Source organism: Streptomyces sichuanensis (assembly GCF_020328095.1).
Taxonomy (GTDB): Bacteria; Actinomycetota; Actinomycetes; order Streptomycetales; family Streptomycetaceae; genus Streptomyces; species Streptomyces cinnamoneus.
In genome coordinates this window covers 79,344-103,346 of record NZ_JAIXMK010000005.1, presented here as the reverse complement: position 1 = coordinate 103,346, position 24,003 = coordinate 79,344, and the positions used below count along the sequence as shown (strand labels likewise).

19 protein-coding genes and 2 pseudogenes are annotated in these 24,003 nt (G+C 71.9%); 11 read left to right on the top strand and 10 right to left on the bottom strand.

The genetic code is table 11. From position 1 onward, the window contains the following. Nucleotides 1-28 precede the first annotated feature (28 nt). Both LE181_RS03645 and LE181_RS03640 read right to left on the bottom strand, forming a co-directional pair. Nucleotides 29-1,093: a methyltransferase gene (locus LE181_RS03645; RefSeq protein ID WP_372458228.1), complete on the bottom strand. Its 1,065-nt coding sequence runs from the start codon at nucleotides 1,091-1,093 to the stop codon at nucleotides 29-31. Nucleotides 1,094-1,257: 164 nt separating this feature from the next. After that, complete coding sequence (locus tag LE181_RS03640; protein WP_225659479.1) at nucleotides 1,258-2,391, bottom strand: questin oxidase family protein; 1,134 nt, start codon at nucleotides 2,389-2,391, stop codon at nucleotides 1,258-1,260. 61 nt (nucleotides 2,392-2,452) lie between these two features. Here LE181_RS03640 and LE181_RS03635 point away from each other — a divergent pair, with 61 nt between their 5' ends. Next, complete coding sequence (locus LE181_RS03635) at nucleotides 2,453-2,944, top strand: MarR family winged helix-turn-helix transcriptional regulator (protein WP_225659478.1); 492 nt, start codon at nucleotides 2,453-2,455, stop codon at nucleotides 2,942-2,944. On the opposite strand, the gene LE181_RS32105 is transcribed toward LE181_RS03635, so the two are convergent. Together LE181_RS32105 and LE181_RS32100 are read right to left on the bottom strand one after the other, a co-directional pair. After that, the gene (locus tag LE181_RS32105; protein WP_263868414.1) at nucleotides 2,913-3,704 is read right to left on the bottom strand and encodes a Rossmann-fold NAD(P)-binding domain-containing protein; all 792 of its coding nucleotides are present in this window, start codon (nucleotides 3,702-3,704) and stop codon (nucleotides 2,913-2,915) included. The two genes, LE181_RS03635 and LE181_RS32105, sit on opposite strands and share 32 nt — an antisense overlap. Before the next feature lie 92 nt (nucleotides 3,705-3,796). Then, a pseudogene (locus tag LE181_RS32100) lies at nucleotides 3,797-4,162 on the bottom strand (FAD-dependent oxidoreductase); the annotation flags it as partial. Between the two features lie 106 nt (nucleotides 4,163-4,268). On the opposite strand from LE181_RS32100, the gene LE181_RS03625 reads away from it, so the two are divergent. Then, nucleotides 4,269-4,967: a TetR/AcrR family transcriptional regulator gene (locus LE181_RS03625; RefSeq protein WP_225659477.1), complete on the top strand. Its 699-nt coding sequence runs from the start codon at nucleotides 4,269-4,271 to the stop codon at nucleotides 4,965-4,967. A 67-nt stretch (nucleotides 4,968-5,034) separates the two neighbouring features. On the opposite strand, the gene LE181_RS03620 is transcribed toward LE181_RS03625, so the two are convergent. The 4 genes and pseudogenes from LE181_RS03620 to LE181_RS03605 all read right to left on the bottom strand — a co-directional run. After that, nucleotides 5,035-5,814, bottom strand: a complete 780-nt coding sequence (locus LE181_RS03620) for a maleylpyruvate isomerase family mycothiol-dependent enzyme (RefSeq protein ID WP_225659476.1) — start codon at nucleotides 5,812-5,814, stop codon at nucleotides 5,035-5,037. Nucleotides 5,815-6,007: 193 nt separating this feature from the next. Continuing rightward, a complete protein-coding gene (locus LE181_RS03615; RefSeq protein WP_225659475.1) occupies nucleotides 6,008-6,907 on the bottom strand; it encodes an aminoglycoside phosphotransferase family protein in 900 nt (299 codons plus the stop codon). An 81-nt stretch (nucleotides 6,908-6,988) separates the two neighbouring features. Further along, complete coding sequence (locus LE181_RS03610; RefSeq protein ID WP_225659620.1) at nucleotides 6,989-7,609, bottom strand: hypothetical protein; 621 nt, start codon at nucleotides 7,607-7,609, stop codon at nucleotides 6,989-6,991. Nucleotides 7,610-7,864: 255 nt separating this feature from the next. Continuing rightward, nucleotides 7,865-8,017 (bottom strand): annotated as a pseudogene (locus LE181_RS03605) (hypothetical protein); the annotation flags it as partial. 183 nt (nucleotides 8,018-8,200) lie between these two features. Here LE181_RS03605 and LE181_RS03600 point away from each other — a divergent pair. Beyond that, nucleotides 8,201-9,733 carry an amino acid permease gene (locus LE181_RS03600; protein WP_225659474.1) on the top strand — a complete coding sequence of 511 codons (1,533 nt, stop codon included), beginning with the start codon at nucleotides 8,201-8,203 and terminating at the stop codon, nucleotides 9,731-9,733. Between the two features lie 48 nt (nucleotides 9,734-9,781). Here the strand turns inward: LE181_RS03600 and LE181_RS03595 are convergent, their stop codons facing one another. After that, nucleotides 9,782-10,876, bottom strand: a complete 1,095-nt coding sequence (locus LE181_RS03595; RefSeq protein WP_225659472.1) for a mechanosensitive ion channel family protein — start codon at nucleotides 10,874-10,876, stop codon at nucleotides 9,782-9,784. A 658-nt stretch (nucleotides 10,877-11,534) separates the two neighbouring features. Between LE181_RS03595 and LE181_RS03590 the strand changes: the two genes are divergently transcribed. The 5 genes from LE181_RS03590 to LE181_RS03570 all read left to right on the top strand — a co-directional run bounded on the left by LE181_RS03590 (nucleotide 11,535) and on the right by LE181_RS03570 (nucleotide 18,250). Continuing rightward, on the top strand, nucleotides 11,535-12,980 hold the full coding sequence (locus LE181_RS03590) for a glyceraldehyde-3-phosphate dehydrogenase (RefSeq protein WP_225659470.1): 1,446 nt from the start codon (nucleotides 11,535-11,537) through the stop codon (nucleotides 12,978-12,980). 650 nt (nucleotides 12,981-13,630) lie between these two features. After that, on the top strand, nucleotides 13,631-15,640 hold the full coding sequence (locus tag LE181_RS03585) for an RICIN domain-containing protein (RefSeq protein WP_225659469.1): 2,010 nt from the start codon (nucleotides 13,631-13,633) through the stop codon (nucleotides 15,638-15,640). Between the two features lie 96 nt (nucleotides 15,641-15,736). Then, nucleotides 15,737-16,357 carry a hypothetical protein gene (locus tag LE181_RS03580; RefSeq protein ID WP_225659468.1) on the top strand — a complete coding sequence of 207 codons (621 nt, stop codon included), beginning with the start codon at nucleotides 15,737-15,739 and terminating at the stop codon, nucleotides 16,355-16,357. A gap of 149 nt (nucleotides 16,358-16,506) precedes the next feature. Continuing rightward, entirely contained in the window at nucleotides 16,507-17,301 is a 795-nt protein-coding gene (locus LE181_RS03575; RefSeq protein WP_225659467.1) for a papain-like cysteine protease family protein, read from the top strand. Nucleotides 17,302-17,314: 13 nt separating this feature from the next. After that, nucleotides 17,315-18,250: a hypothetical protein gene (locus LE181_RS03570; protein ID WP_225659466.1), complete on the top strand. Its 936-nt coding sequence runs from the start codon at nucleotides 17,315-17,317 to the stop codon at nucleotides 18,248-18,250. Nucleotides 18,251-18,355: 105 nt separating this feature from the next. Here the strand turns inward: LE181_RS03570 and LE181_RS03565 are convergent, their stop codons facing one another. After that, a complete protein-coding gene (locus tag LE181_RS03565; protein WP_225659465.1) occupies nucleotides 18,356-19,300 on the bottom strand; it encodes an NADP-dependent oxidoreductase in 945 nt (314 codons plus the stop codon). A gap of 132 nt (nucleotides 19,301-19,432) precedes the next feature. Between LE181_RS03565 and LE181_RS03560 the strand changes: the two genes are divergently transcribed. From LE181_RS03560 to LE181_RS03550, 3 genes are all read left to right on the top strand, one after another. Next, nucleotides 19,433-19,909: a MarR family winged helix-turn-helix transcriptional regulator gene (locus LE181_RS03560; protein ID WP_225659464.1), complete on the top strand. Its 477-nt coding sequence runs from the start codon at nucleotides 19,433-19,435 to the stop codon at nucleotides 19,907-19,909. Nucleotides 19,910-19,986: 77 nt separating this feature from the next. Beyond that, nucleotides 19,987-20,958: a cyclase family protein gene (locus tag LE181_RS03555; RefSeq protein WP_225659463.1), complete on the top strand. Its 972-nt coding sequence runs from the start codon at nucleotides 19,987-19,989 to the stop codon at nucleotides 20,956-20,958. 131 nt (nucleotides 20,959-21,089) lie between these two features. Continuing rightward, complete coding sequence (locus LE181_RS03550) at nucleotides 21,090-23,945, top strand: SpoIIE family protein phosphatase (RefSeq protein ID WP_225659460.1); 2,856 nt, start codon at nucleotides 21,090-21,092, stop codon at nucleotides 23,943-23,945. The last annotated feature ends 58 nt before the right edge of the window (nucleotides 23,946-24,003 follow it).

Below are 24,003 nucleotides of genomic sequence, written 5' to 3'. Positions count from 1 at the left end.
CGGCACCGGGACGCCCACGCCCCTCGGTTCAGGACGGCTTCGCCTCGATGACGTGGAAGACGTTCGGCCGGGGCAGCGGGGTGATGGTGTCGAGCGTGAAGCCCGCCGCGGTGCACAGGGCGGCGAAGTCGTCCGCGGTGCGTTCCCTGCCGCCGAGGTTCACGAGCATGTTGAGGTCGCTGAGGTAGGCCAGGGGGTGGGTTTCGGCCGATACGACGGCCGGCAGGACCGGTTCGACCAACACCAGGGAGCCGTGACCGGGGATGACCTCCCTGATGTTGCGGAGAAGGGTGACGCACTGCTCGTCGTTCCAGTCGTGGACCACGCTCTTGAGGAGATAGAGGTCGCCGCCGGCCGGAGCCGACGCGAAGAAGTCGCCGGCCGTGAGGGTGACGCGGTCGGTGAGCTTCTCGCGGGCGAGCAGGGCGGGGGCCTGGGCGAGCCCCTCCGCGGTGTCGTAGAGGACGCCCCGGGGGCCGGGGTGTGCGCGAAGGACGGCGGAGAGGAGCGTTCCGTCGCCGCCGCCCACGTCGACGACGGTGCCGAAGCGGCCGAAGTCGTAGTGTGCCGGCAGCACTTCGGCCACGACCTGCGTGGCCTGGCCCATCGCCGCGTTGAATTCGGCGGACAGCTCGGGGCGTTCCTTGAGGTAGCTGAAGAAGTCCGTGCCGAAGACCGCGTCGAACCCCGTCTCGCCGGTCCGGATGCTCTGCTCCAGATGGTCCCAGCCGCGCGTCATCGACGGATCGGTGAGCACCCGGGCGAGCGACGACAAGGCGCCGGGGACGCCGGAGCGCAGCAGATCGCCGGCCGGAGTGGTCGCGAACGTGCCGGGCGCGGTCTCGGTGAGCAGCTGCAGGCCGGCGAGGGCACGCAGCAGCCGGTGGGTGGCCTGGGGCTGGGTGCCGAGCACGCGGGCGAGTTCGGCAACCGTGCGTTCGCCCTCCCCCACCTGCTCGAAGACGCCCAGGCGTACGGCCGCACCCAGCACGTGCGTCCCCATCTGACCGAAGGCCAGTTGCATCACGGTGACGCGCTCCGCCCAGCCCACCGGTGTCGACTCATGCCCCGTGTCACGCTTCGCGCTGGTCATGTACAGCCCCTTCCGTAGTGGCCCGTCAGTGGCCCGTCTCGCGCCTCGTCCCGACGCAGGGCATGGCGAGGCGGGAGCGCACGGCACGCCCACACCACCGCCACGACTATCAACTTAGGTAAGCCTAAGTTGATAGTCGTGGCGGTGGCAATGCCTCCGCGCGGCTAGGGCGCGGTCCGGCTCCAGCCCCCGGCCCCTCCCCCGGCATCGAGGGGGGTGATGCGCCGCAGCGCCGCATACGCGGCCGCGGGATAGCGCGGGTCGGGCTTCAGCGCGTACTCGCGCAGGCACGCCTCGGCGAGCTTGATGACGTGCTCGTCGCCGTGTTCGGCGGCGCGGGCGCCCAGTTCGCCGATCGGGGGCAGGTCGGGGATCTCCGACCGCCAGGCGGTGGTGTCCTCGTCGCGGCGGTCGACGGTGAAGGTCAGCAGGAAGGTTGCCTGCACCTGCCACAGCCGGGCCAGCGTCGGCACGTGCAGCGCGTCCGGCAGGTGCGGAAGCACGAGGCGTACGGCCGCCGGCGCGGTCACGCCGTGGACGAGCGGCACCGGGGGCGCCTCGGGGTGGCCGAGGTAGACGTCGGCGAACTGCGCCGTCATCTCGCTCAGCAGGCGTGGCGCCTGGTCGGGGGCCAGCCACTGCAAGGAGTCGTGGTAGGCGGGCAGTCGGCCGAGGGCGTCCAGGCGCCGGCGGGCCACTGCCGGGCCGAGGCCGCCCTCCTGCGGCATGCGGGGCAGGGCGGCAACCGCGGCGGGCAACCCGTGGGGACCGCCCAGCCGCGGCTGTCCGGGCAGCTCGGCGTAGCGGGCTGCCCAGTAGGCCAGGCCACGGGAGAGTTCGGTCAGTTGGAGGCGTTCCGGCTTCTCGCCCGCGGCGTACAGTCCGCGCACCGCGTGGGCGGTGCGGATCAGGCCGTGCGTCAGGCCGGCGAAGAGGCCCGGAAGCAGGAGCGGCCACCAGCGGGCCAGGACCTCGCGCCAGTGCGCCCCGGCGAGTTCGCGGGCGAAGAGCAGTTCCCAGTCGCCGGCCCGGTGGAACTCCCCGAGGGCCGGGCGCCAGGAGGCTTCGTCCGCGGGGTCGAGGGCGAAGCGGGCGGCGGGCGGTTCGTGGTGTTCCATCGCCCGCCGGTAGCGCCCCACCCAGCGGGCGACCGCGTCCTCCTGGCCGAGCAGGGCCAGCGCCTCCGCGCCCATCGGCCCGTGGTTGGCGAGGTCGACCCCCTTTCCCCGCTCGTATCCGAGGTCCTCCATCCGTTCCAGGGCGTCGTTGACCGCATCGCGGTAGCTGAGCGACGGCATCGCGAGACCACCTTTCGACTATCCAAATAGTTTGGATATACAAAGCATCTACACTCGCAGTATGCACGACACCTCCGAGACCGGGAAGACGCCCCGGACGCCGACCGCGGACGAAACACGCATCGTCGGCCTTGTGCCGCTCCTGGAGCCGTACTACCGCGGTGCGGTCGTACGGGGACTCATGCCGGCGCCCCTGCGCGAGGCGATGGAGACGCACGGGCTGACGCCGCGCCACGGCGCCGTACTGCCGCAGCTGCTGGCCGGAGAGCCGCTGACCGTGAGCGAGATCGCCCGGCGGCTCCACGTGTCGGTGCCCACCGCCAGCGAGCTGGTCGGCGGCCTGAGCCGGGCCGGGGTCGTGGAACGCACCGAGGACCCGGCGAACCGCCGCCGGATCCTGGTGTCCCTGGCCGAGCCGTACCGCCGGCCGCTCGAAACCTTCGTCGCCCTGCGCGGCGAGCCCCTGCTGCGCGCCCTGGACGGCCTGACACCCACTCAGCGGGCCGGTTTCGTGGCGGGCCTCACGGCCTGGGTGCGCGAGGTGCAGAGCTAGCTCCGGCCCCGGCCCGCCGCCCGCTCCCGGCGAGCGTCCGGGAGTCCGGGAGTCCGTAGTCGGGGAGGTCGATGCCGGCGACCTTCTTGCCCTCCTCCAGCATCCAGTCGAGGACGCGGGGCCGGCTCAGCATCCAGTTGCGGATGCGGATCCCGAGCCTGCCGGGGGCGAGGAACCTGCCGGTGCGGTCGCCGCCCTTCTGACAGCCCTGGGCGTACTCCCGCAGCAGATCCTCGTAGTGGGCGAAGGCGAGGGTGTGGTCGCCGTCGGCCGCCGCCAGCTCGCCGGCGAGGACGTACGCGGCGACGACGGCGGTGCCCGTCCCCATGCCGCCGATGGTGGCCCCGCAGGCCGCGTCGCCCAGGAGGGCGACGCGGCCGTTGGACCAGCGAGGGACGTCGGCCCGGCTGATGGAGTCGAAGTACAGCTCGTCCGCGTCCTTCAGGGTCTCCAGGAGCCGCGGAACGTCCCACCCGACCCCCGCGAACGCCTGGGCGACGATCGCCTTCTGCTGCTCCTGGTCGTGGCGGTCGTACGTCAGCCGGTCGGCGGCGAAGACGAAGAAGGCGCGGGCCGTCTCCGGGTTCCGGTTGTCCGTGCCGACGCTGGCGAAGCGCCCGGGCACGTTGACGCCGACGGACCCTTCGCCGAAGCCGAGACCCGTGTGGTGGGGCAGGCTCCAGGTGGCCGCGTAGTACCCGAGGTGGCTGACGTAGTCGTCCTCCGGCCCGAAGGCGAGCCGGCGGACGGTGGAGTGCAGCCCGTCGGCACCGATGACGAGGTCGAAGGTGCCGACCGGCCACTGCGGAACCGGACGTGGACACCGGCGGCGTCCTGCCGGAGTTCGCTGACGGAGTCGCCGAAGAGGTAGTCGGCGTACGGCAGGCTGTGTTCGTACAGGACGCGGGCGAGATCGCCGCGCAGCACCTCGATGTCGCCGCCGGCGAAGTCGGCGGGCAGACGCAGCCGCGTCCTTCCCCGCTCGTCGACGCAGACCATGGGGCTGCCGCCGGTCCGGATCCGCCGGAGGTCGTCGAGCACACCCATGCGCTCCAGCACGGACAGGTGCGTGTCCCCGCGGAAGTCGACGGCCTGCCCGCCTTCGCGCAGGCCGGGGGCCAGCTCGACGACGGTCACGTCGAAGCCGTGACGGCCAAGCCAGTACGCCAGCGCCGGACCGGCGATGCTCGCACCCGAGATCAGAACCTTCTTGCCCATGAGACCTGCGACTCCCTCGCCAATAACTGCGTCCGTCGGACGCTGTTTCTGATTGTGTACGGTAGACACAGTTTTGGATTCGTGCAAGAGGACAAGAGGAGAGGTCATGGCCGACGACGTGATGCGGCTGCTCTGGGGCCCGCATCCCCAGCCCAAGCGCGGCCCCAAGCCGGCGCTGAGCCTCGACGGCATCGCCCGCGCGGGCGTCACGATCGCCGACGCGGAGGGACTGTCCACCCTGTCGATGCAGCGGCTGGCGGAGCAGCTCGGAAAGACGAAGATGTCGCTGTACCGCTACGTCCCGGGCAGGGCGGAGCTCGTCGCGCTGATGGTGGAGGCGGCGATCGCCGCTCCGCCGGAGCCCGCGGCCGGCGACTGGCGCACGCGTCTGACGGGCTGGTCCCACGCCCTCGCCGGGGTCTTCGCCCGTCACCCGTGGCTGCTGGACGCGACGGTCGGGCCGCGCCTCATGGGGCCGAACGAGCTGTCCTGGACGGAGCACGCGCTGGCCGCGCTGGACGGAACGGGGCTCACGGGCGCCGAGCGCCTAGACGCGGTGGTCCTGCTGACCAGCCACGTCCGCGGCATCGCCCTCCAGTCACGCGCGACCGGCGAAGAGGGGCCCGAGGCCCGACTGGTGGCGCTCCTGGGCGAAGTGATGCGGGAACACGGTGACGGCTACCCGTCCCTGGTGTCCGCGATGGCCTCTGCAGCCGAGCCCCTCGCCCAGGACCAGGCCCTGACCTTCGGCCTGGAGCGGATCCTGGACGGCCTGGAGGCGCTGATCACGCGGCGTGCGGGGTAGCCGACGGGCCGTCGGGGGGAGCGGCCACCCGACGTCGTCGCGTGGCCGCCCGTGTGCGAGGCCGGTCTCAGAACGCGGAGTGGGCGAACCAGCGCGTCAGCAGTTCCTCGTCCCCGTGGACCTCGAAGGCGTCGGAGCGACGGTCGAGACGGCCGTACACGAGGAGGAGCAGGTCCCCGGCGGTTCCCTGCACGGTGACGTCCGCAGGGCCCTCGTCACCCGCGACGATGCCGAAGCCGTCGGGCCGGAGGCGGACCAGCCAGTCGCCGTCGGTGTCGGTGCAGCGGAAACGCACCGTTTCGCCGTTGCCCCGCAGGTCGGCGACCTTGGGGGCAAAGAACGCGGCGAAGGGCAGGTTGACCAGGAACTCGTCCACACCGTCGGTCGCGAGATCGCGGTCGATCACAGGTCGCCGTCCCACGGCGAACTCCGCGTCGGCCCGGTGCACCAGCGTCTCGAACAGCATCCGCCGCACCCAGAACCCCGCATGCTGGTCGGCGCCCCACGCCCACATCGGGGCCTCCGGGTCGGTGACCGCGAAGACGCTCCGGGCCTCGGCCGCGCTCGCCGCGAGCCAGGCGGCGTACCCGTCCTCCCGAGCCGGCAACTGCAGGTCGACGTCGCGGCTCCGCGGAGGTTGCTGGACGAGCTGGCGCAGCAGGACGGAGAACCAGCGCTGCACGCTGCCGGCGTGCCGGACCAGGTCCACGAGCGTCCAGCCCGGACAGCCGGGCACCGGGGCCGCAAGGTCTGCGCCCTCGACCACCTCCACGAACCTGGCGGTCTCCGCCTCGATGGCATCACGATGGGCCGCAGGGGCAGACGCCCAGCCCGCACTGTCTGACATTTCTCTTCGCCGCGCTTCCTGGCTTCCGGCCCGGCGAACCGGCCTGCCGGGCATCCCGGTGCAGCGTTTCACAGCGGTGCGGCGGAGTACGCGACCGCCCACCACCCCGGACTGCGCCGTCCGCCACCCGTTGCGGCCCTGTGCGGCCTCGTGGGGCCACAGGAACCGGCGTCTCCCGCCTCTGCCGTCGTGCCTACCCGTCTCCCAGCACCGCCCGGATCACGTGCCGGGCGTTGTCCGCCATCGCCGGGTTCGTCTTCCGGTAGTACGGCAGGGCGATCAGCGCCTGCGAGAGCGTCCGGCCCCGGCCGCGGCTCCAGGTCGCGTCGTCCACGCCGAGCGCCTCGCGGAAGACCCCTCTCGCTCCGGCCGGCAGGAGGTTCCACGCCGGGAACAGATCGCAGGCCGGATCGCCCACCCCCGTGCACCCGAAGTCGATCACCGACGTCAGCCTGCCGCCGTCCACCAGCAGATTGCCCGGCATCAGATCGGCGTGCAGCCACACCGGCGGCCCGTCCCAGACCGGGGCGTGCAGCGCGTCCTCCCACACAGCAGCAACGGCATCGCAGTCGACGCCCTCCTGCGGGAGCCCGCGCAGTTCCTCGATCGCCGCCCGGGTCGATGCGTCGAGCGAGGCGAGCGGCCCGCCGCGGTGCGCCCGCGGCGCCCCCGGCAGCGTGATGCTCCGCATGGCCGCCACGAACCGGGCCAGGTCCCCGGCCAGGAGCACGGGTTCGCTCAACGCCCCCGCCTCCGGGGGCTCCCCCGCCATCCACCGGTACACCGACCACGGCCACGGATACCCCTCGGCGGGCTGCCCGGCCCCGAGCACCTCGGGGACGGCCGTGGGCAACCGGGCCCCGAGGCGGGGCAGCCACTCCCGCTCCGCCAGTACGTCCTCGACTCCGCCCCGCACCAGCGGCAGCCGGACGACCATGCCGTCGCCGAGCCGGTACATGGCGTTGACGGTGCCACCGGACGGAAACCGCTCCACCGCCAGCCCCGCCCACTGGGGGAACTGTCCTTCGATCAGGCGTCTTACGAGGGCGTCGCCGAGGGGGTGCTCGCCGGGATGCATCTGCCCTGTGCTCATGGGGCGCCATCCGATCGCCGGAGGCCGGCGGGCGTCAAACGCTTTTCGCGCCCGGGGCCGCGCTCATCGGTGGCCGAGGTGTCAGGCCGCCCGGAGGGCGTCGCAGGAGCAGTGCCGGAATTCCAGGCCGAGCTCGTGGTCCACGGCCTCGCTCGTGCGCGTGGCGGCGGCACTGACCTCTTCCCAGGAACCGTACTTGGCGTACAGCTGCTCCGCCGTCGGGCCGAGGGGGTTGCCGTACTTCGCCTGGTTGCGGGCTTCCAGCTCCGCGACCTGTTGCGGGGTCATGCCGGCGCGGACGATGTCCTTGGCGTCGTTGCGCATCTGGACCAGCGTGCGGGCGATGTCTTCCTCCGAGCGCCCCCGGGCCCGCATTCTGCACGCCTTGCGCTCCATGTCCTCCAGCAGCCCGTGGTAGCGGATCCGCTGTTCGCGGGAGACCTTGCGCTCGCTCGGCGTCTCGCTGCGGATCATGCACACGACGGGTTCCGGGCTGGTGCAGGGGCCGCTGTCCGGGGGCGCCTGGGACAGCGGGGCGACGATGACCGAGCCACAGGCGGCCGGTGTGCAACCGGCGGCCGTTTGCACAGCGGATGCGGCGGATGCGGGGTGAACGGCGGCCAGTACGACGTGGGCGGCCAGCACGGCCGGGACGACGCGACGGGCCAGAAGGCGCAGAGGAGGCAGAGCGGGCAGTGACATGTGCCCATCCTTAAAGCAGCCACCGGGTCGCACTTGGCGCAACAGGCTCGCACTACTCCCTGTGGGGAGCAGGCTCCACTCCTTGGGTGTACTCACCAGCGGAGCAGGAGCAGCTCCACGGTGAAGCCGGGGCCGAAGGCCATGAGCACACCGTGGGATCCCCGGGGCCGGGACGGGACGTGTGGTCATGGTTCTGCGGAGGACGTCGAGGACGGAGGCGGAGGAGATGTTGCCGTGGTCGGCGAGCGAGGCGCGCGTGTGCGTGAGGGCGACGGGTGACAGGCCGAGGGAGCGGCACACGGCGTCGATGATCTTCGGGCCGCCGGGGTGGACGACCGGGAAGGCCCTCACATAATCGTGCACGCGCGCGAGACCCGCGGCCCCGCCGGCGCATCCCAGGCCGGGCATGGGGATCCGTGCGACGTCCCGCGGGAGGCCGACGGTCTGCACGAGACCGGCGTCGAAGGAGGGGATCGAGGCGCCACGCGGGCGGCGGTGGCTGCGGGTCGCGCAAGGGTGCCCTCTCCTCTTCGGCTCTTGGGCCCTCGATACTGAAGCGCCCACCGGATCCGTACCCAGGAGGTCACTGCCGTGTTCGGCCCGAGATCGTCCAGTGCCGTACGTCGATCGTTACCGGACGCCCCGTCGGACGACGCCTTCTTACGTCAGCTGGGGTACCGGCCGCAGCTGACGCGCCGCATGGGGCGGCACGGGAACTTCGCCATTTCGTTCTCCGTGATCTCGGTCCTCTCCGGCTGCATGACGCTCTACGGCTTCGGTCTGACCACCGGCGGGCCGGCCGTGATGCTGTGGGGCTGGATCGCGGTCGGTGCGATGGTGCTGTGCGTCGGTGCCGGTCTCGCCGAGGTCACCAGCGCCTACCCGACCAGCGGCGCCCTCTATTACATGGCCGACCGCCTCGGAGGCCGGCGCTGGGGCTGGTACACGGGCTGGCTGAACCTGCTGGGGCTGCTCGGGGCCATCGCCGGCATCGATTACGGGGCCGCCCAGTTCGCCGGGGCGTTCGCCGGCCTCCAGTGGGGCTTCGAGCCCACGCCCGGCTCCACGTTCGTGATCTTCTTGTGCATCCTCGCCCTGCACGCCGTTCTGAACCTCTTCGGCGTGCGGCTCGTCAGCGTCCTCAACTCGGTCAGCGTCTGGTGGCACCTGGCCGGCGTCACCGTCATCGTGGGCGCGCTGACCCTCGTGCCGAGCCACCACCGGTCGCCGTCCTTCGTCTTCGGCACATTCGTCAACGAGACGGGGTGGAGCGCGCAGTGGTACGTGGTCCTCATCGGTCTGCTGCTGGCGCAGTACACCTTCAGCGGCTACGACGCCTCCGCCCATCTGTCCGAGGAGACCACCGAGGCCCGGACCAACGCGCCCCGCGGCATCGTGCACGCCATCGCCTGGTCGTGGGGTGCCGGGCTCCTGCTGCTGGCCGGGCTGACGTTCGCCATCCAGGACTACGCCGGGACACGGAACTCCGGCACCGGCGTCCCGCCCGCCCAGATCTTCCTCGACGCGCTCGGCCCGTCCGCCGCCAAGGCGCTGCTGCTGATCGTCATCGTCGCCCAGCTGTTCTGCGGCAACGCCGAGGTCGCCGCGTGCTCCCGCATGGTCTTCGCCTTCTCGCGCGACGGCGCCCTGCCCGGCTCCCGCATCTGGCGCCGGGTCGACGCCCGTACCGGCACCCCGCGCCCCGCCGTGTGGCTGTCGGTCGTCGTCGCCGGCCTCCTCGCCCTTCCCTCCCTCTACAGCCCCACGGCGTACGGAGCGATCACGGCCATCAACGTCATCGGCATCACCCCCGCCTATGCCATCCCCATCTACCTGAGGTTGCGTCATCGCCGCGCCTTCCGGCCCGGCCCGTGGACGCTCGGCAGGCGGGGGCCGCTCATCGGCGGGATCGCCGTGCTGTGGGTGGCGTTCGTGACCGTGCTCTTCCTGCTTCCGCAGAGCTACCCCGTGACGTCCCGGAGCTTCAACTACGCGCCCGTCGCCCTGGCCGCCGTACTGCTGCTGGCGACCGTCTGGTGGTACGCGGCCGGCAGGCGCTCCTACGGGCCCCCCGCCCCCGACACCGTCCGCGAGCGCCCTGCGCAAGGCGAAGACGTCAGGTGACGGGGGATGGGGGCGGGGCGGGACTACGCGCGTTGCGGTCCGCTCCGGTCAGACACGGGGCTCAGCCTCCGTCAGGGCGTCGAGCGGGACGCGCGGGTGCGGGATCACTGCCTCCGCGCCCGGCTGCAGGGACACGGTCCGCGCCGGAGCGGGGATGCGGATGCCCTCGTCGCGGTAACGCTGGTGCAGACGCTTGATGAATTCGTGCTTGATGCGGTATTTGTCGCTGTACTCGCCGACCCCGAGGATCACCGAGAAGCCGATCCTGGAGTCTCCGAAGGTGTGGAACCGGACGGCCGGCTCATGGTCGGGGACGGCGCCGCCGATGTCCTTCATCACGCTCTCGACGACCTCGTTGGTGACCCGCTCGACGTGCTCCAGGTCGCTCTCGTAGCCGACGCCCACCTGTACGGTGACGGACAGCTTCTGCTCGGGGCGGGTGAAGTTGGTCATGTTCGTGCCGGCGAGCTTGGCGTTGGGGATGATGACCCGGTTGTTGTTGAGCTGCTCCACCACCGTGTTGCGCCAGTTGACGTCGACGACGTAGCCCTCCTCGCCGGTGCTGAGCCGGATGTAGTCACCGGGCTGCACCGTCTTCGAGACGAGGATGTGCACACCCGCGAAGAGATTGGCCAGCGTGTCCTTCAGCGCCAGGGCGATCGCGAGACCACCCACGCCGAGGGCGGTGAGCAGCGGCGCTATCGATATGCCGAGGGTCTGCAGGACGACGAGGAAGCCCATCGCCATGACCGCGATGCGCGTGATGTTGACGAAGATCGTGGCCGAGCCGGCCACCCCGGAGCGGGACTGCGCCACCGACCGCACGAGGCCGCCGACCACCCGCGCCGCGGTGGACGTCGCGGTCAGGATGACGAACGTCGTCAGTATCTCGTTGACGACGTGGCCGACCGAGCGCGTGAGCGGAAGGGCCGCGGCCGCCGCGGCCACGCCGCCCGCCACGGCGGACCAGGGGGCGAGCGTGCGCAGCACGTCGACGATGATGTCGTCCCCGGCCCACTTGGTCCTGCGGGCCCGTTCGGCGAGCCAGCGCAGGATGACCCGCAGGACGAGGGCCGCGGCCAGGCCGGCGGCCAGGGCGATGCCCGCGACGATGACGTCGTGCGCCGTGAGGTCGCGGTTCACCGGCGTCCCCTCTCGCTCCCGGAGACCGGAGCGCCGGCGCCGAGCGCCGCCGTAAGCCCGGAGTAACGATGCGTCACCTTGTACCTGCCTGTTCCGAGAAATCACGATCGCGCCGGACCGTGAAGGTGACCCGGCGCGCGAAGTCATCCTGCACCACCGCCCTTTGGCCCCTGCCGCCCGGTGCCCCATCCGCCGACGGTCAGTCAGCTGCTCTTGAGGGACGGGCGGCCTGCGCCGCCGTGAGCCCCGCGCCGACCGCGACCGGCCCGTACCCGGCGCTCCCGCGCACCCGGGGGGGGCGGCCAGGACGTCGGCCGCCCGGCACGCATCCGCCGGCCCTGGCGCGGGAGCCTCGGCCGGCGGGGCCGCCCGGCCGTCACAGATGAGCGCGACGCGACCACTCCGCTCCGGCCGACGGCAGCCCCCGCGCCGCGACGCGGATCACATCAGAGCCGTGGTTCACGGAGATCACACAGACAACAGGCATGGGCAATACGCATCAATGCCGGACATTCCACCCGACCCCGCCTTCGATTCCCAGCCCCTTCACCCGCCCCGCCCCCGATCACCGCCCCCCAGCCCCGGGCACCCCCCGATTGATCAAAGCGGCGTGGGGTTAGCATATGAGCACCGCCTAGCTCGATCGAGAGATAAGCCTGTGACTGTCAACGAAGACGCGTTCACTAACTGGAAGAACCGCGAGGAGATCGCGGAGTCGATGATCCCGATCATCGGGAAGCTGCAGCGGGAGCGGGACGTCACGGTCCTCCTTCACAGCCGCTCCCTGGTGAACAAGTCGGTGGTCAGCATTCTCAAGACCCACCGGTTCGCCCGCCAGATAGCCGGCGAGGAGCTCTCGGTCACCGAGACCCTCCCGTTCCTGCAGGCTCTCACCACTCTCGATCTCGGCCCCTCCCAGATCGACATCGGCATGCTCGCCGCCACCTACAAGGCCGATGACCGCGGTCTTTCGGTGGCGGAATTCACCGCCGGGGCCGTCGCCGGCGCCACGGGCGCCAACAAGATCGAGCGCCGCGAGTCGCGCGACGTCGTCCTGTACGGTTTCGGCCGCATCGGCCGCCTCGTCGCCCGTCTGCTCATCGAGAAGGCCGGCTCCGGCAACGGCCTGCGCCTGCGCGCCATCGTGGTCCGCCAGGGCGGCGACCAGGACATCGTCAAGCGCGCCTCCCTGCTGCGCCGCGACTCCATCCACGGCCAGTTCCAGGGCACGATCACCGTCGACGAGGCGAACAGCACGATCGTCGCCAACGGCAACGAGATCAAGGTGATCTACGCCAACGACCCGTCCGAGGTCGACTACACGGCGTACGGCATCGACAACGCCATCCTCATCGACAACACCGGCAAGTGGCGCGACCGCGAGGGTCTGTCGAAGCACCTGCGCCCCGGCATCGACAAGGTCGTCCTGACCGCGCCGGGCAAGGGCGACGTCCCCAACATCGTCCACGGTGTCAACCACGACACGATCAAGCCGGACGAGCAGATCCTGTCCTGCGCCTCCTGCACCACGAACGCGATCGTCCCGCCGCTGAAGGCGATGGACGACGAGTACGGCGTGCTGCGCGGCCACGTGGAGACCGTCCACTCGTTCACCAACGACCAGAACCTCCTGGACAACTACCACAAGGCCGACCGTCGCGGCCGTTCCGCGCCGCTCAACATGGTCATCACGGAGACCGGCGCCGCCTCCGCCGTCGCCAAGGCCCTGCCGGACCTCAAGGCGCCGATCACCGGCAGCTCGATCCGCGTCCCGGTGCCGGACGTCTCGATCGCGATCCTCAGCCTGCGGCTCGGTCGCGAGACCACCCGCGAGGAGGTCCTGGAGTACCTCCGCGACGTCTCGCTGAACTCGCCGCTGAAGCGCCAGATCGACTTCACCACCGCCCCCGACGCCGTGTCCATGGACTTCGTCGGCTCGCGGCACGCCTCGATCGTCGACGCCGGCGCCACCAAGGTCGACGGCGACAACGCCATCCTCTACCTCTGGTACGACAACGAGTTCGGCTACTCCTGCCAGGTCATCCGCGTCGTCCAGCACGTCTCCGGGGTGGAGTACCCGACCTACCCGGCCCCGACGGTCTGACCCGGACAGACACGGACGGACCCGCCTGAACCGGCACAACGGCCGGCGGGTGGCAGTGGTGCGGCAACCGATGCCCTTCGGCATCGGTGCCCGCCCACGGCCACCCGCCGGCCGTCGGCGTATGCGGAGCGGCTCGGGACTCCCCCGCCCCCTTCACGGCACCGGTTCGCGCTTCACGGCACCGGTTCGCGACACCCGGACAGACCGGGGCCGGGATTGCCCCGGTCGGCCGCAATTGCGGCCCATGAGCCCCCCTTCGAGTTACTCATGAGTCACATAAAGAAATCCCCAAGAAGATGATCAAGGGGTGATATCGCCGCCACGCTATGCAATTGCACACAAACGGAATCAGTCATTCCGAGGTAACGATCTTATTAAGCAGGGGCTCGGGAATCGCCATTCATTGGAATGGACCTTTAACTGCCGCCGACTCAAGTCTCCGTAATTCAAGGGGACTTGGCCTTCACTTCCGCCGCCGCACGTTCATCTCCCTGAAGCATGCACCCGAATGCGCAGCACTAAACGCCCCTGTCTGACGGAGCGTCTGCTCTGGCACACTTCCGGCCACCCCCACAACTCCCCCACAGAAATGAGGAGTGGCTTTGCCCGGACGCAGAAGACAGGTTCGGCAACGGCGACGAAAACGCGGCATGTTCGTTGCGGCAGTTGCCGTCACAGCGGGGGCGCTGACCGGTGCGGCGGTGCTCGGCGGCGTCTTCGACCGCGAGTCGTCCCGGCCCGGGACCGTCGCCGCACAGACGACGGCCGACGGTCCGGCTCCGGCACCCGCGCACGACAGGACGCCGGAACCGGTGACCCGAATACCCGACGACGACCGTGCGCAGGGCCTCGTCTACAAGGGCCTGGACCCCGCGCCCAAGGGCGACCGCTGCGCCGGTGTCCTGCGGACCACCGACGGCCGGTGCACGCACGGGCCCGACAAGCCGCCCAAGGGCGTGGACATCGCCAAGGACACCCCGCCCGCGGTGAAGACCCAGGACACGGCCGCATCACCGGACCGCCCCGCCACGGACACCGAGAAGGCGTCCCCGGGGCAGCCCTCCGCCGGCACCACGGCCACCGTCGACGCCCGCCAGGCCGGCAGCGCCGCCGCCAAGACGCCGCCCGCCGCCCCCGCGCCCACCCCGGGCACCCCGGGCGGAAAGGCGGCGGCCCCCGGCCAGACCGTGCAGTGCGACGGTGACGGAACCACCGGCAATCGCGTGCAAGTGGTGTACGTCCACGCCCCCGGCAACGACCGGTACGCCGAATACCTGGGCTCGTTCCGCACATGGGCCGCCGACGCCGACACCATCTACTTCGCCAGCGCCCAGGAGACCGGCGGCGTACGGCACATCCGGTTCGTCACCGGTGCCGACTGCACGCCGTCCGTGCTCAACGTCGAGGTGCCGGGCTCCGCACTGTCGGAGTTCAGCGCGATGAACTCCGCCCTCGCGGCGAAGGGTTTCGACCGCCGCGACCGCAAGTACATGATTTTCGCGGACGCCAAGGTCTACTGCGGTATCGGCACCTTCAACGGTGACGAACGTCCCGGCCCCACCAACCTCAGCAACTTCGGTCCCTCCTACGGCCGTACGGACGCCGGATGCTGGGGCGGCTCCACCGCCGCGCACGAACTGGGCCACAACCTGGGTGCGGTGAACAACAGCGCCCCGAACACCAGCCGCGCCGCGCACTGCACCGACGAGTGGGACGTCATGTGCTACTCGGACGCGCCGTACTACCCCACCATGCGCAACGTCTGCACCGAGCGGGGCCACGACGAGCGTCTGGACTGCAACCACGACGACTACTTCCACACCAGTCCGCAGCCCGGCAGTTACCTGGCCACGCACTGGAACGTCGCGAACAACCAGTTCCTCATGACCGGCAACGGCACGCGGCCCGACCCCGGGCCCAACCCGACGCCCACGCCGACGCCGAAGCCGACCGGCAGCACCGGACCGTCGACCGGCCCCGTGCCCGTCGTCGGACAGCTGACGTCCGACTCGGCCGTGGTCAGCTGGCCCGCGGCGCCCTCCGCCGCCTGGTACCAGCTGCTGCTCAACGGCAGCCACCTGGCCTGGGTCCAGCCCAACTCGGCGCGGATCCAGCACCTGCGGCCCGACACCGACTACACGATCGCCGTCGCGGTCCGCGACCAGGCCGGACGCGACGCCAGGCCCGGCCGTGCGGTGACGTTCCACACCCCGCCCGTGAGCAGCACCACCACCAAGCCCGGCACCCGGTACACGCTGACCAACGGGCACACCGGGATGGCGGCCGAGATCTGGGGCGGCAAGACCGCGGACGGCACCGTCCTCGTCGGCTCCCAGCCCAACGGCTTCACGCCCCAGCAGTGGTACCTCGACGACAACGGTCGCGGCAGCGTGCGGCTGCGCTCGGCGGTGTCCGGCAAGTGCCTGCAGCTCGGCGGCGCTGCGAGCGTCGGCCAGTGGGTCGCGCAACAGCCCTGCTCCGGCGACGCCGCCCAGCAGTGGAAGCTGACCCGCTCCGGTGACGGCCTGCACCTCGCCGCCGGCGACGGTTCGCTCGTCCTGAGCGTCGGCAAGCGACCGTACTACGGGGCGTGGCTGCTCGAACTCCAGAAGCCGGACAGCTCCGGCTACCAGAGCTGGACCCTGCAGAAAGCCTCCTGAACCACTCCACGACGGCAGGGGCCGCCGTGCGGGAGCCCCTGCCGTCCTCTTCTCCCCGGATCCCCGCACACCCCCACGTACCGGAGTCACCAGCTCATGCCCGATCGCCGCCGCACGGCAGCGGCCGCCGCCCTCGCGGGTCTGCTCGTCCTGGGGTCCGGGACGGCGGCACACGCCCACGGCGACACCATCCATCTGACCGTCACGGGCGTCGCCGCCGGCCACCCCACCACCAAGGCGACCTGGGAGGACGACGGCCACCCCGTGAACGAGAAGGTCGCCGGCACCGTCACCGCGACCTCGGCCGACGGCACGACGCTCGGCCCCTGGCGGTTCGTGCCGGTCCCCGGCGAGCCCGGAACCTTCACCACCGCCGAGGCCCTGCCCGCCGGCCGATGGACGCTCACCGTGCAGACGGCCTTCCCGGCGCTCGGCCGCGCCGAGTCCCGGACCGAGGTGACGCCGGCGTCCCTCACGGCACCCACCGGCGCACCGGCGGGCCCGGTCGCGCCGCAGCACACCGCGGCACCGGCGCCCGCGTCTGCGGCCGCGGCGAACCCGCCCGCGGACACGGCCGCGGCCGCCGCGTCCCCCCGGACCGCGGCCGAGGACGAACCGACGCCCGGCACGGTGGCTCTCGGCGCCACCGCGGTGGTCGCCGGCGTCGGAGGCATCGCCGCCTTCCTACTCCTGCGGCGCCGGGCCCGCCGCCCCTGACCAACAGCCTCTGCCACATCAGGCACAACGGCACAGCAGCAAAAGAGGAACCCCCCATGCATAGATTCCGCAGGTCACGTCATATATCAACGCGCACACCGGCCCGCGTGCCGGGCCGCAGAAGGGGCAGGAAGGCCCTTCTGACCACCATGGCCACCGCGCTGTCCGGCGGGTTGCTGCTGAGCATCGCCCCGCAGGCCCAGGCCGTCGTCTCCGGCACGGTCGTCGGCGGGCAGGGCAACTTCAGCACCGTCAACCAGCGTTCCGCGCCGTCGCTCTCCGCCGGCGTCACCGGAACGTCCCGGGTCGGCGACCGCATCCCCATGGCCTGCCGCACCACCGGCGACGTCGTCGAGAACAACTCCCGCTGGATCTGGTCCGGCACCTACTACCTCGCCGACGCGTTCATCCGCGAGGACACCGGCGGCCTGCCGGTCTGCGACACCTCGCGCCCCAGCGGGCAGAAGCTCCTCAACATCGGCATGCAGAAGCAGGTCCGCGACCAGTGGTGCTGGGACGCCTCCGGCCTGACCATCGCCAACTACTGGGGCTACACCAACTACAACCAGTACGACTTCTGCCGCCTGGCCGCCCAGGGCAACAGCGGCCTCGACTGCAACAACCAGCCCGCGACGCTGGGCGACATGGCCAACGGCCTGCGCAACATGGGCTTCCGCAACAGCGGCACCGACCTGTGGCGCAACGCCTCCTTCAGCGAGACGCAGAGCGAGATCGCGGGCGGGCGCCCGTTCGCCGTCCGCATCGGCTGGACCTCCGGCGGCGGCCACATGAACGTCATCTACGGCTACGACAGCGCCAGCAACATGATCGCGGTCGGCGACCCCTGGCCCAGCACCCAGACCTACACCTGGTGGAACTACAACACCTACGCCGGAAACAACTCCTTCCGGTGGACCCACTCGCGCATCGGCATCCACGGCTAGGAGACGAGACACCATGAGCCCGAACCACACCCGTACGATCAGACGCTCCGCCGCCCTGCTCGCCGCCGCCACCGCCACCACGCTCTGCGCGAGCGTGCCCGCGCAGGCCGCCGACGGGCCGGCCGCCCCCGCCCCGGCCGACGTGACCGCCGCCCAGCAGGTGCTGCGCTCCGGCCAGGTCCACGACACCGTCTCCCGGTTCCTGACGTCCGCCGAGCGCCGTACTCCGGCTGCCGGTGCGGACGGCGGCACGGCCGGCGCCCCGCGCGGCGTCGCACAGAACCCCGGGGCCGCCGGCGCCGCACCCGGCTTCGACCTCAAGAAGCCGGTCCCCCTCTACGAGCTCGCGCCCGAGTTCGTCACCGGCAAGACCAAGGCCACCGCCGCATCCGCCCTGCGCCTCTCCTACCTCGCCTCGCGGGTCTCGGCCGCCAACGGCCACCAGGCCGCCGTCCTGCTCGCCCCGGGACAGGGCAGTGGCCGGAGCTGGCAACTGGCGGGCATCCGCGACGGCGACACGGACATCAGCGCGGCCGAACGCGGCACCGACCAGGCACAGACCTTCATGGAGCCGCAGATCCACGCCTGGTACCGGCTGAGCGGCAGCGGCACCGTCGAGCCCCTCAACAAGGAGGCCGAGGTGGCTCTGCAGGGCAAGCCGCGCGTCACCCTCGCGGCGTACCAGCAGCTCGTCACCAAGCGCTACGGCGACAAGCTGCCCGGTTCGTCCTACGACCGCAAGGGCCTCGCCGGCGGCTACGCCCCGGACGCGGCACAGGCCGGGGGACGGGCCGACGCAGAGGCTGAGGCGCCGGCCAGGGAACAGGCCGCCCCCGCGACCCCGTCCCGCTCCTGGGTCCCTCTCGCCTCCGGCGCCTCCGGCGCGTTCGTCCTGGCGGCCCTGGGGGCGGGCGTCCTGTACGTACGCCGCCGACGCCACTCGGCCTGACCCCGCCCGCCCGGCGAGCCGGTCCTCCCCCGAGGGGGCCGGACCGCCGGGCGGCCGGTGCGTTCGCCCGCTCCGTCCTCCGGCCCCCGCGCCTGCCGGCTTCCTTCAGGGAATGAGGACGGTCTTGCCCTTGGCGCTGCCGGCCTCACCGAGCCGATGGGCCGTGGCCGCGTCCGCCAGGGGAACCTCCCGTCCGACGTGGACGCGCAGCTTCCCCGCCTCGGCCAGCTCGCCGAGGCTCTCCAGGTCCGGGCCGGAGGGCTGGACGAACACCGTCTCGAAGCGGACGCCGTGCTGCTCCGCCTCCTCGGCGGTCATCCCCGGATGGTGGCCGACCGTGGTGACGAGCAGGCCGCCGGGCCGGAGCGTGCGCACGGACCGCGGCGCGTACTCGCCGCCGACCAGGTCGAGCACGACGTCCACCGGGCCGGCAGCGGTCGCGAAGTCCGTCGTCGTGTAGTCGATCACCTCGTCCGCACCCAGTGACGTCACGAACGCGTGGTTGTCCGCCCGTGCCGTGGCGATGACGTGGGCGCCGCGGGCCTTGGCGATCTGCACGGCGAGATGCCCGACCCCACCCGCCGCCGCGTGGATCAGCACTCGCTGCCCGGCGTCGATCCGGGCGATGCCCACCAGCGCCTGCCAGGCCGTCAGTCCGGCCAGCGGCAGGGCGCCGGCCTCCGCCGTCGTCAGCGCGGCGGGCTTGAGGGCGAGTTGCCCGGCAGGGGCCACGACGTACTCGGCGTAGGCGCCCGCGGCCTCGGGGAACCGCGGCATGCCGTACACCTCGGCACCCACCTCGAAGCGGGTGACGCCCTCGCCCACCGCCACGACCTCGCCCGCGACGTCCCAGCCCAGGGCGAAGGGCGGCTCGGGGAAGAGGGGGAAACGGCCGGCGCGGACGGCCGCGTCGACCGGGTTCACGCCCGCCGCGCGGACCCGGACCAGCACCTCGCCGGGGCCGGCCTGCGGGCGCTCGGCCTGCGTGCAGTGCAGCACCTCCGGGCCGCCGAAGGAACGCTGGGTGATCGCAAACATCTGAGGTGCCATGGGACTCGACTCTCCAAGACTTCGTGAGCTGCGTTAGTTGACGCGAGGAATATTGCTGAGACAAATAACTACACGCCGATATTCCTCGTGTCAACTATCCGCGCATCAAGCGTCTCGGGTAGGGTTCGGGGCGTGGACACCGAGGAACTCTTCACCGACCCCCGCCTCACGGCGATGGGGCTCCTGCTGGAAGCCCATGCCGGGCTCAACGCCAAGCTGCAGCCCGTGCTCGACGAGAACGGCGTGTCGTCACTGGACCTCAACGCCTTGATGCGGCTGAGCCGCTCCCCCGGGCAACGCCTGCGGCTGAGCGACCTGGCCGCCCAGACGTCCCTGTCCACCAGCGGCATCACGCGGGTGGTCGACCGTCTGCAGCGCGCCGGCCTGGTGCGCCGGGAGTCCTTCCCCGGCGACCGCCGCAGCACCTACGCGGTGCTGACCGACGAGGGCGCCGGCCGGCTCGTACGGCTCCTGCCGGACTACCTGGCCACGATCGAACGCTGGTACACCGGCCTGCTGACGCCCGAACAGCTCCCGGCCTTCCTCGCGTGCCTGCGCGTCCTCCGCGACAGCGTGCATCCCGAGGCGACCGCAGGCCACGGGGAATGACAGCGCCCACTCGCCGGGGGTGACGCCGCTCGCTCCCCGACGGGCAGGCGGGGCGGCCGGGCGTTAGCGTCTGACGCATGGCGAGCGGCCACTCCACCGATGACCCCACTCCCCCGTCCGCCGCCGTCCGCAACGGCCCGGCCGTCTCCCGCGAGGAGTTCGACGCCCTCTTCGCGACGGTCCGTACGTGGGGCCGGTGGGCGGACGCCGGCCGGGGGGCCTGGAACCGGGTGACCGCGGACCACGTCCGGCAGGCTGCCTCCCTGGTGCTGTCCGGGGCCGTCGTCCCGATGGCACGACCGTGGGATACCGCGAGCGGGCCGGACAACCGCAAGCCCGCCCTGCACTACATGTCCGACCTCGGCGACGTCGAGGCTCCCGATCCCGCCACCCACAAGGACTTCATCGGCGCCGACTACCACGGCAAGAGCGTCAGCCATCTGGACGCGCTCTCCCACGTCGCCCACGGTGGCCGGCTCTACGACGGCGGCACGGCGCGGGAGCTGGTCGGTGCCGGCGGCGCCCGCTTCGGCGACGTCGCGGCGCTCGGCCCCCTGGTGACCAGAGGGGTGCTCCTCGACCTGCCCGCCGTCCAGGGGCGCACCTGGCTGGAGCCCGGAGAGGCGGTGCACGCCGCGGACGTCGTCGCCGCGGAGGAGGCGCTCGGCGTGGAGATCCGCGAGGGCGACGCGGTGCTGCTGCGGGTCGGCCGGTTCCGTCGCCGCCGGGAACGGGGTGCCTGGGACGCCGACGCGGCGTGCGCGGGCCTCCACGTGGATGCCGTGCCGCTGCTGGCGGAACGCGGCATCGCCCTGCTCGGCGGCGACGGTGACAGCGACGTACGCCCCTCGCCGGTCGAGGGCGTGCACTCCCCCGTCCACGCCCTCGCGGTCGCCGCGATGGGGGTGCCGCTGCTGGACAACCTCGACCTGGAGGCGCTGTCCGCCGCCTGCGCCGCGGCCGGCCGCCACACGTTCTTGCTGCTGGTGGCCCCTTTGAACATCCCGGGCGGGACGGGCTCGCCCGTCACCCCGGTCGCGGTCCTCTGACGGACGGTAGCGGTGGTCAGCCGTCCGTATTCGGTCGGCTATGTGAGCAAAGTTCTAAAATGGAACAACAGTGCAGCTGCCCGGCGCAGGTGTGGCGGTGGTCGCGCGTACCGATGAGGGAAGTGATCCGGATGGGGCTCGTGGCGGAGGACGTCGGCCCCGTGCTCGCCCGTGAGCAGTTCCTTCGCGGGGGGACGGTCGAGGGGGCGGCGGTGCGAAACCAGATCCTCGACTCGTGGCAGCGCTCCCGGTCCCTGGGCCTCACGCCCGACGGGTGCGAACTTCCCTTCACGCAGGACCTCGACCTGGAGGGGCGTCTCGTCCGCGCGGCGGGGCCCGTACTGGACCGGCTGCAGGCGAAGTTCGCCGGCAGGAGCATGAACGTGGCCCTCGCCGACGGCCGCGGGGCGGTGCTGCAGCGTCGTTTCGGTGACACCTCCCAGGTCAGGCACCTGGCCGCGATCCAGAGCGTCCCCGGCTTCATCTTCGCCGAGAAGTACGGCGGGACGAACGGCATCGGCCTCGCGCTCGCGGAGCGGCGGCACATCAACGTCTACGGCGCCGAGCACTTCGCCGAACGCTCGCAGTCGAACGCCTGCTCGGCGATCCCCATCCGGGACCTGCTCAGCGGCCACATAGAAGGTGTCCTCTGCTTCGGCTATCCGTACACCGATGTGGACGAGGCGCTCGACATCGTGATCCGCAAGGCGGCCAGTGCCATCGAAGCGCGGCTGCTGGAGCAGAGTTCGGCACGGGAACGCGCCCTCTTGCAGGCGTACCTCGACGCCAGGCGCCGCGTACCGGCCGGCGACGGGCAGCTGGGCGAGCTCGCCATGAGCGGGCTGGGCGGGCATGACCAGATGATCCTCAAGGAGAAGGCCACGGAGCTGATCTCCTCGGGCCGGCGGGCCGCCGTCGAGGTGTCCCTGCCCGGAGACCGGCGGGTCACCTTGCTGAGTCACCCGGTGACCAGCTCCTCCGGGGTGGAGGGCGTCGTCATCGAGGCGATCCTCCCCGCGGGCCGGCAGCGCCTGACCTTCTCCACACCGGCCGACGCCTCTCCCGGCATCCTCGGGCAGGAGACCCTGGCCGGCACCGCGCAGCGGCGCGGGCACCCACCCGGCACCACGGCACCCGGCCCGTCCCCCACGACGGCCCGCCGGCCCCCGGCCCCCGGCGCCGCCGACCGTGCGGCGGACACGGCAGCCGGCCGGCTGGTGCTGGTGGGCGAGCCGGGAGTGGGGACGTACGCCGTCGCGGCCCGGCGCCGCCTGGAGCTGCTGTCCGAGGCCAGCACCCGCATCGGCACCACCCTGGACGTGAACAGCACCGCCCGGGAGCTCGCCGAGATGGCCGTCCCGCGCCTGGCCGACTTCGTCACCATCGACCTTCCCGAGGCGGTGCTGCGGGGCGACGAACCGACCGACCCCACCAAGGACCTCCATCGCACGGTGGTCCACGGCATTCGCGACGACTGCCCCTTCTACCCCGTCGGGGAGCGGGTGCACTTCCGGCCGACCACCCCCCAGCTCCGCTGTCTGACCAGCGGGCGGACCGTGCTGGAGCCCGACCTGAGGTCCGCCGCGGGCTGGGTCTCCCAGGACCGCTCGGCCGCCCAGCGGATCCTCTCCCACAACGTCCACTCCCTCATCGCCGTCCCGCTCCTCGCCCGCGGCATCGCCCTGGGCATAGCCAGCTTCTACCGGGCGCAGGACCCCGCCCCCTTCGGGGACGACGACCGTTCGCTGGCCCAGGAACTCGCCACGCGCGCCGCCATCTGCATCGACAACGCCCGCCGGTACACCCGCGAGCACGCCATGGTCCTCGCCCTGCAGCGCAGCCTGCTGCCGCAGGGCTTCCCGGAGCAGAACGCCGTCGAGGTCGCGCACCGCTACATGCCCGCCGAGTCCGGGGTCGGCGGGGACTGGTTCGACGTCATCCCCCTCTCCAGCGCCCGGGTCGCGCTCGTCGTGGGGGACGTCGTCGGGCACGGGCTGCACGCCGCCGCCACCATGGGCCGGCTGCGCACCGCCGCGCGCAACTTCGCCGAGCTGGACCTTCCCCCGGACGAAGTCCTCACCCACCTCGACAACCTCGTGGGGCGCCTGGACCGGGAGGAGTGCGGCGACGACCCGTTCGCCGGGATCACCGGCATCATCGGCGCCACCTGCCTGTACGCCATCTACGATCCGACGTCGCAGCAGTGCACCATGGCCCGGGCCGGCCACTGCCCGCCCGCGCTGGTCCGCCCCGACGGCACCGTCAGCTTCCCCGACCTGCCGGCCGGCCCGCCGCTGGGGCTGGGCGGCCTGCCGTTCGAGACCGCCGAGTTCCACCTCGCCGAGGGCAGCCAGCTCGTCCTGTACACGGACGGCCTCATCGAGGACCGCGACCGCGACTTCGACGAGGCCCTGGAGCAGCTGCGCAGCGCCCTGGCCCATCCGAACCGGCCGCCGGAGGAGACCTGCCGGGCGGTCGTCGAGGGAGTGGTGCCCGAGCATCCCGACGACGACATCGCCCTGCTCGTGGCCCGCACGCACGTCCTGGATCCCCACCGGATCGCCACCTGGGACCTGCCGGCCGATCCGGCGCTCGTGTCCTCCGTGCGCTCGGCCGTCACCCGCAAGCTGACGGAGTGGGGGCTGGAGGAGATCAGCTTCTCCACGGAGCTGCTGCTCAGCGAGCTGGTCACCAACGCCGTCCGGTACGGCTCCGGCCCCATCCAGGTGCGCCTGCTCTACGACCGCGCCCTGACCTGCGAGGTCGCCGACACCAGCAGTACCGCCCCGCACCTGCGCCACGCGGCCACCACGGACGAGGGAGGCCGCGGCCTGTTCCTCGTCGCGCAGCTCTCCCGGTCCTGGGGCACCCGCTACACCCCGGAGGGCAAGGTCATCTGGGCCGAGTGCCCCCTGGAGGTGCCCGGCGGGAAACCGGGCCTCGCCGAGCTGTCCTTCGACGACATCGACGACATTCCCGCGATCTGACGGCCCATCCGGCGTCGGGGCCGGAGCGGGCCGTAGCATGGCAAAAACGGCGGAATGA